This is a genomic window from Rhodococcus sp. NPDC057014 (genome assembly GCF_042673295.1).
GTDB lineage: Bacteria > Actinomycetota > Actinomycetes > Mycobacteriales > Mycobacteriaceae > Rhodococcus_F.
Genome location: NZ_JBHUSF010000432.1, coordinates 1 through 6,080 on the forward strand (window position 1 = coordinate 1; position 6,080 = coordinate 6,080).

The 6,080-nt window shown below is 68.7% G+C and carries 5 protein-coding genes and 1 pseudogene; 1 reads left to right on the top strand and 5 read right to left on the bottom strand.

Going from position 1 to position 6,080, the window contains the following annotated elements; all coding sequences use genetic code 11:
• Positions 1 to 8: 8 nt before the first annotated feature.
• Together ACFTZB_RS41890 and ACFTZB_RS41895 are read right to left on the bottom strand one after the other, a co-directional pair.
• Positions 9 to 254 (bottom strand): annotated as a pseudogene (locus tag ACFTZB_RS41890) (PH domain-containing protein); the annotation flags it as partial.
• A 112-nt stretch (positions 255 to 366) separates the two neighbouring features.
• The gene (locus tag ACFTZB_RS41895) at positions 367 to 1,008 is read right to left on the bottom strand and encodes a restriction endonuclease (protein WP_378441286.1); all 642 of its coding nucleotides are present in this window, start codon (positions 1,006 to 1,008) and stop codon (positions 367 to 369) included.
• A 189-nt stretch (positions 1,009 to 1,197) separates the two neighbouring features.
• Between ACFTZB_RS41895 and ACFTZB_RS41900 the strand changes: the two genes are divergently transcribed.
• Positions 1,198 to 2,253: a 2,3-butanediol dehydrogenase gene (locus ACFTZB_RS41900; protein ID WP_378441288.1), complete on the top strand. Its 1,056-nt coding sequence runs from the start codon at positions 1,198 to 1,200 to the stop codon at positions 2,251 to 2,253.
• Positions 2,254 to 2,423: 170 nt separating this feature from the next.
• Here ACFTZB_RS41900 and ACFTZB_RS41905 read toward each other — a convergent pair whose 3' ends face one another.
• From ACFTZB_RS41905 to ACFTZB_RS41915, 3 genes are all read right to left on the bottom strand, one after another.
• The gene (locus tag ACFTZB_RS41905) at positions 2,424 to 3,926 is read right to left on the bottom strand and encodes a bifunctional lysylphosphatidylglycerol flippase/synthetase MprF (RefSeq protein ID WP_378441290.1); all 1,503 of its coding nucleotides are present in this window, start codon (positions 3,924 to 3,926) and stop codon (positions 2,424 to 2,426) included.
• A gap of 91 nt (positions 3,927 to 4,017) precedes the next feature.
• Positions 4,018 to 4,356: a ferredoxin family protein gene (locus ACFTZB_RS41910; protein ID WP_160101656.1), complete on the bottom strand. Its 339-nt coding sequence runs from the start codon at positions 4,354 to 4,356 to the stop codon at positions 4,018 to 4,020.
• On the bottom strand, positions 4,353 to 5,948 hold the full coding sequence (locus ACFTZB_RS41915; protein WP_378441293.1) for an FAD-dependent oxidoreductase: 1,596 nt from the start codon (positions 5,946 to 5,948) through the stop codon (positions 4,353 to 4,355). The genes ACFTZB_RS41910 and ACFTZB_RS41915 overlap by 4 nt, the downstream gene beginning before the upstream one ends.
• Positions 5,949 to 6,080 lie beyond the last annotated feature (132 nt).

Sequence of the window (6,080 nt, forward strand, 5' to 3'; positions counted from 1 at the left end):
CGGGTGCGCTACCCGGCGACGAAATGCGACAGAATCGCCTGCACCTCGTAGATGTCCACCGACTTCGAGAACCGCTTCTGCAGCGGAACCGGATTGCCGGAGATCCAGATCTTCAGTTCGGCGTCGAGATCGAAGTTCCCGGCGGTCTCCACCGCGAAATGCGTGATCGACTTGTACAGCACGCTGTGGTACTCGATCTTCTTTCCCGTGATTCCCTGCTTGTCGACGAGAATGAGCCGCCGGTTGGTGAACAGGAAGGCCCATCAGGCCGTTCATCAAGCCCATATTCATCTCCGCGATTCCACTCGAAATGTCGACAGTCACGCTGGCTGTCGTCGGCGGGAGCGAGATCGTTACGGCACCGAACTATCTGCGCACCGCGCTCCGGTGCTGAACGAAGAGGAGCCAGAACACCGGAGCGCCGACGACGGCGAGGATGGTCGCGAACACGCGGAGCCCGACGTTCCCTTCGCCGAAGGGGGCGACCATGAGGACGATCGTGCAGACGACGGCGCCGAGGAGTTGCCAGTGCGCGCCGAAGAAGCCGGCGACCATCGCCCATGCGTTGCGGGCGACGATGCGCGCGGGCGATTCGGGCTCTGGCGGGGGCGGCGGGGACGGGGCCACCGCAACCGTCGAGTTACGCGCGGCAGCCACCAGTTTCGGGGCGTGGACGCCGACCGGCGGGGTTTCGCCGTCGGGTTCGCACCGGAACAGGGCGATGCCGACCGTGTCCGCGTAGTCGACGGCTTCGTCGGTGTATCCGGGGCCGGAGAAGTACAGCAGTTTCCGGGCGTGACTCGTTCCGCGGGTGCCGTAGAGGTTCGCGAGGTCCGACTTCCCTGCGCTGCCACCTCGCCATTTCACCTGCGCGTACGCGCGCGACGAGTAGACGTCGATGCCGCCGTCCGCTCCGCCGAGTAGCGCTGTCGCGTCGCCGTAACCGAGCTTCTGCATCTGCTCGGCGGCGTTGATTTCAGCTTCAGCCGCCGTGCGTATGCGTGCCATGCCTCACTCCCCCAGATCGAACCAGTCATTCCCTTCGAAGATACCCGCGGATCCGGCCAAACCAGCTATCCGCCGGTGAACGTCACACAGTCGTCGTCGGATTGCAACGCACTGCAACCCTTCCCGGCCTCGTGGCGGCGTCGTACCGTTCGGCCCATCAGCACGTTCACAACGAGGTGAGGCGGATTCATGAGAGCAGCGCGCTTCCACGGACGACGCGACATCCGGATCGACGACATCCCCGAACCGGAGGTGCGGCCGGGCGCCGTGAAACTCCGGGTCGGGTGGTGCGGCATCTGCGGCACCGACCTGCACGAGTACCTGGAGGGCCCGATCTTCATCTCCCCGCCGGGACATCCGCATCCGCTGTCGCACGAGAACGCGCCGGTGACGATGGGCCACGAGTTCTCCGGGACGGTGGAGGAGGTCGGTGAGGGCGTCACCGATGTCGCGGTGGGCGACAACGTGGTGGTGGAGCCGTACTTCGTGTGCAACGAGTGCGCGTCCTGCACGGCAGGCAACTATCACCTGTGTACGAAGATGGGTTTCATCGGATTGGCCGGTGGCGGAGGCGGACTCAGCGAGAAGGTGGTGGTCGACCGCCGGTGGGTGCACAAGATCGGCGACATCCCGCTCGACGAGGCGGCCCTGATCGAACCGCTCAGCGTCGCGCATCATGCGGTCGTCCGCAGCGGGGCCGAGGCCGGCGACGTCGCGCTGGTCGGCGGGGCCGGACCGATCGGACTCCTGGTCGCCGCGGTCCTGAAGGGCCTGGGTGTCACCACGATCGTCACCGAACTCAGCGACGCCCGGAAGCAGAAGGCGCTGTCCAGCGGGGTCGCCGATCACGTCGTCGACCCGTCCGCGGAGGACGTGAAGGCCCGGGTTCTCGAGTTGACCGGCGGTGTCGGCGCCGATCTCGGGTTCGAATGCGCGGGGGTGAACGCCGTCCTCGACACCATCCTCGACGCCGTCCGTCCCGCGGCCGTGGTGGTGAACGTATCGATCTGGGGCAAGCCCGCGACGGTCGACATGCAGAAACTCGTCCTCAAGGAGATCGACCTGCGCGGCACCATCGCCTACGTCCGCGATCACGAGGCGGTGATCGGGATGGTCCGCAGCGGGGTGATCGACCTGGCCCCGTTCATCACCGGCCGGATCGAACTCGACAACCTGGTGTCCGAGGGCCTCACCACGTTGATCGAGCACAACGACACGGCGGTGAAGATCCTGGTCCGGGCGTGAGCTCCGGTCGGCCTAATAGCTGACAGATAGCTGGCTCGACGTGCACCGCGTCACATCAGGACCCCGTCGGGTTGCGGAGGCAGGCTCCCGACGGTGTACTGGTGAGTAACCCTGCCCGGCTCGGCCTATCGCGAAGGTGCACAGATGACGGACGAACGGCCCGGCAAGAATCAGACCCGACCGGACAAGGCGACACCATCGACGCCGAAGGAGGAGACCGCGGACGTATCCAAAACCGATCTCGCGGCCGTCGTCGACGCGCTCACGGCGACGAACGAGAAGAACTTCGACTTCTGAACCCGCGTCAGCCCCGTTCCCCGGTGCGGCACGAATTCGAACGTCAGGCACGCGAACGCCACGGGCAGCAGGTAGCGGAAGCGCAGGAGCACGTAGCGCCGGTTCCCCGTCGCATGGAACTTGCCGAGGTAGCGGTACAGCGATTCCAGCGCGATCAGCGCGTCGCCCAGGTGCAGGATGCGGCGGAAGAGCCGGGCGCCGGCACCGGGCGCGTCGGGGTCGAGGAGTTCGGGAAACGCCGCGAACGACAGCGAGACGGAGCGCGCACCGGTCCGCTCGGCGTACCGGATGACGTCGACGGTCATGCGTTCGTCGGTGCCGTTCGGTGCGCCGTCACCGCGCCACGGAACGTCGAGGCTCAGCTCGCGGGCGGAATCGGCGGTGCCGTACCGCTGGAACCCGACGGCGCGACCGGTGCCGTCGCGGGCGACCACCAGAAGAACACCGGGAAGCGTGCCGTCCAGCAGGTGGTCGAGGATCATCGAGAACCCGCGGCGCTGACGTCCGGCGCGGGCGTCGTCGACGATGTCGGTGAGTTCGCGGCGTGTCGGTTCGTCGAGCGCGGATTCGGGGACTATCTCGGTGGTGAGCCCGGCGTTGCGGGTGCGCTGCACTGCCTGCCGGAGGTTGCGGAACTGTCGGCCGTGCAGGGTGAAGGATCCGACGTCGACTACCACGTCGCGGCCGATCGGGACCGCCGTCAGCGGCTTTCGGGTGTCGCCGCCGATCTCCCACAGCCGCGTGACCCGCTCCCCCGCGCCGAGCACCGCGACGCGCCACCCGCGTTCGGCCGCGAATTCGTCGAACTCGTCCAGGAGCGCCGCGAACTCGAGCGGGTCTCCGATGGGATCGCCGGAGACGACGGCGATCCCGGACCGGGCCCGGTAGGCGATCGCCGCGGCGCCGGACGCGTTGAAGTAGTACGACTTCGCCGAATTGAGGGCGAACGGCGACAACGGGTCGCCGGTGGTCTGCTGGATCAACGTGAAGACGCGGGCCCGGTCCTCGGGCTGCGGCACACTGCGCACCGGCAGCATCAGGACGAGTCCGGTGGCCACGAGGAGCAGGAACCCCGGGGTCGAATGTGCGCTCGAATACGCCACATCTGCAGCCGCCACCATCAGCACCGCCGCAGCCGCATGCGTGACGGTGACGGGCCGTCGCAGGTGCAGTCCCCGGGCCACGAGCAGGACGGCGATTCCGGCCGCCACCATCCACGTGCGGACGGGACCCGACCGTCCCGCCATCCACATGAGCACGAACCCGACCACGACCGTCGCGCCGACGAGCGCCATCCGCGCCGCGGGCGATTCGGGCCGGTAGACCCGCAGCCCGGGCACGGTCGCCGGTGTCGATTTCGAATTCTGCACGCGCACCCCTGCACCCGGAAACGACTGCTTCCGTACCTCCAATCTAGCGGCTCCGCCACCCGTGAGTGGGTAAGGAGTCCCTGGACTCGTTACCCACTCACGGGCGGAGCCTGGGCGGCGGCGCACCGTGCGGCAGGGACGGCCCGACCGCGGTGAGCGAGCCGGCGGCGCGCCCCTTCCCCCAGCCGAGTTTCTCGCGGTACCGGCCGATGTGGTCCTCCGGGATCCGCTGCCCGTCGACGAGCGGGGTGGACTGCGGGTCGACGTACAGCGCATCCACCGGGCAGTACGCCTCGCACATGAAGCACGTCTGGCAGTCCGATTGCCGCGCGATCACGGGGATCCCGGTGTCGGTGCGGTCGAACACGTTGGTGGGGCACGCGTCGACGCATTTGTCGCAGCCGATGCACGCGTCGGCCAGCAGCACCTCGATCACGAGGCAACCCGCAACAGCCCGTCGTGCACCGCGGCGGTCGAGGTCCAGACGTCGTCGAGCCCGCCCGTGAGGATGTGGTGGTGCTGGGTGGGGTCGAGGTCGGGATAGTCGGCGCGCTTGCTCATTCCGCGGGTTTCGGTCCGGGCCAGCGTCGAGTGGTACATCCACCGGCCCACCGCGGTGATCGCGGCGGCCTGCCGGGCACGGACCCGCTCGTCGCCGGAGTCGCCGCCGAGGCCGGCGGACAGTGCCGTCCACAGCGACTCCAGTTCGCCGAGCGCACCCTGCACGCGCGCCCCGTCCCGCAGGTAGTTCTTCTCGTACGGGATGAGTTCGGCCTGCGCGGCCGCGACGACGTCGGACGCCTCCAGCCGCGGCCGCCCCGCCGGACGCAGCCCGGCCCGGCCTGCGGGACGCAGTTCGCCCGCCTCGACCCGACGTTCGGTTCGCGCGAACCGCGCGGCCCCGGTCCCGGCCCAGCTGCCGGACGACATCGCCCACGCCGAGTTGTGGCTGCCGCCGCCGGTGAAGCCGCCGCAGATCCGTTCCCGGGTGGCGGCATCCCCGGCCGCGAACAGTCCGGGCACCGAGGTGGCGCAGGTGTCGTCGACCACCTCGATGCCACCGGTTCCGCGGACCGTGCCCTCGGCGAGCATGCTGACCTCGAAGCGGTCGGTGAACGGGTCGATCCCGCGGCGGTCGAACTGCAGGAAGAAGTTCGGCTGCCCGAGCCGCATCTGGCGTTGCACCTCGTCGTCGGCGCGGTCGAGCTGGGCGAACACCGGCTCGGACAGCAGCGTTTTCGCGATCACCGACCGCCCCTTCGTGGAGCCGGCACCCTCGAGGACGCGTCCGTCGGCGTGGAAGAACGTGGCATAGCCGTAGTAGGCGGTCTTGGTGATGGTGGAGTTCGCGGGGACGATCGCGTAGGCGTTGGAGAATTCCATGCCGGAGAACGTGGCACCCACCTCGGCGGCCATCAGCGCACCGTCGCCGGTATCGACGTTCGTGCCGAGCGCGCGGGACAGGAACGCGCAACCGCCACTCGCGATCACGACGGCGCCCGCGCTGATCCGGTAGTCGCGGCCGTCCTGGCGCTGGTAGCCCGCCGCGCCGCGCACCCGGCCGTCGGAGTCGACCAGCAGTTCGAGGGCCGGTGAGTGGTCGAGAATCCGGACGCCTGCCTTCTTCACCCACGCGCGCATGCGTCGCATGTATTCGGGCCCTTGCAGTCCGGTGCGGATCTGCCTGCCGGTGTCGGGATCGACGGGGAACGGGTACCGGCCCTCCTCGGCAAGCAGGTTCATGTTCGCGTACGTCTGGTCGAGGACGCGGTCCATCCAGTGGTGGTCGGCGAGGTGACCGCCGAGTGCTTCGCGGCTGGCCTTGGCCTTCGCCCGCGCGGACGGGTCGGGGTCGACGTACCAGACGCCGGTGCCCGAAGGCGCGGTGGCGCCGCTGGTTCCGCAGTACCCCTTGTCGACGAGGACGACGTCCGCCCCGGCTTGGCGTGCGCGCAGCGCCGCCCACGTTCCTGCGGGGCCGCCGCCGATGACGAGGACGTCGGTGCTCAGGTCGAGAAGTTCGGTCATGAAGGGCGCTCCTGTCGAGGCGGAACAACTGCCCTCCGACGCTTCCGCACTTCGGGCGTCCTCGCCATCCTCAGAATCACCGTGAACCGAATCGCCCGTGCGTGGTTAGCGAGTCCCTGGACTCGTTAACCA

Bases quoted from the DNA above. Each gene is read 5' to 3' on its own strand.
- ACFTZB_RS41895 (WP_378441286.1), bottom strand. From the start codon at position 1,008: ATGGCACGCATACGCACGGCGGCTGAAGCTGAAATCAACGCCGCCGAG.
- ACFTZB_RS41900 (WP_378441288.1), top strand. From the start codon at position 1,198: ATGAGAGCAGCGCGCTTCCACGGACGACGCGACATCCGGATCGACGAC.
- ACFTZB_RS41915 (WP_378441293.1), bottom strand. From the start codon at position 5,948: ATGACCGAACTTCTCGACCTGAGCACCGACGTCCTCGTCATCGGCGGC.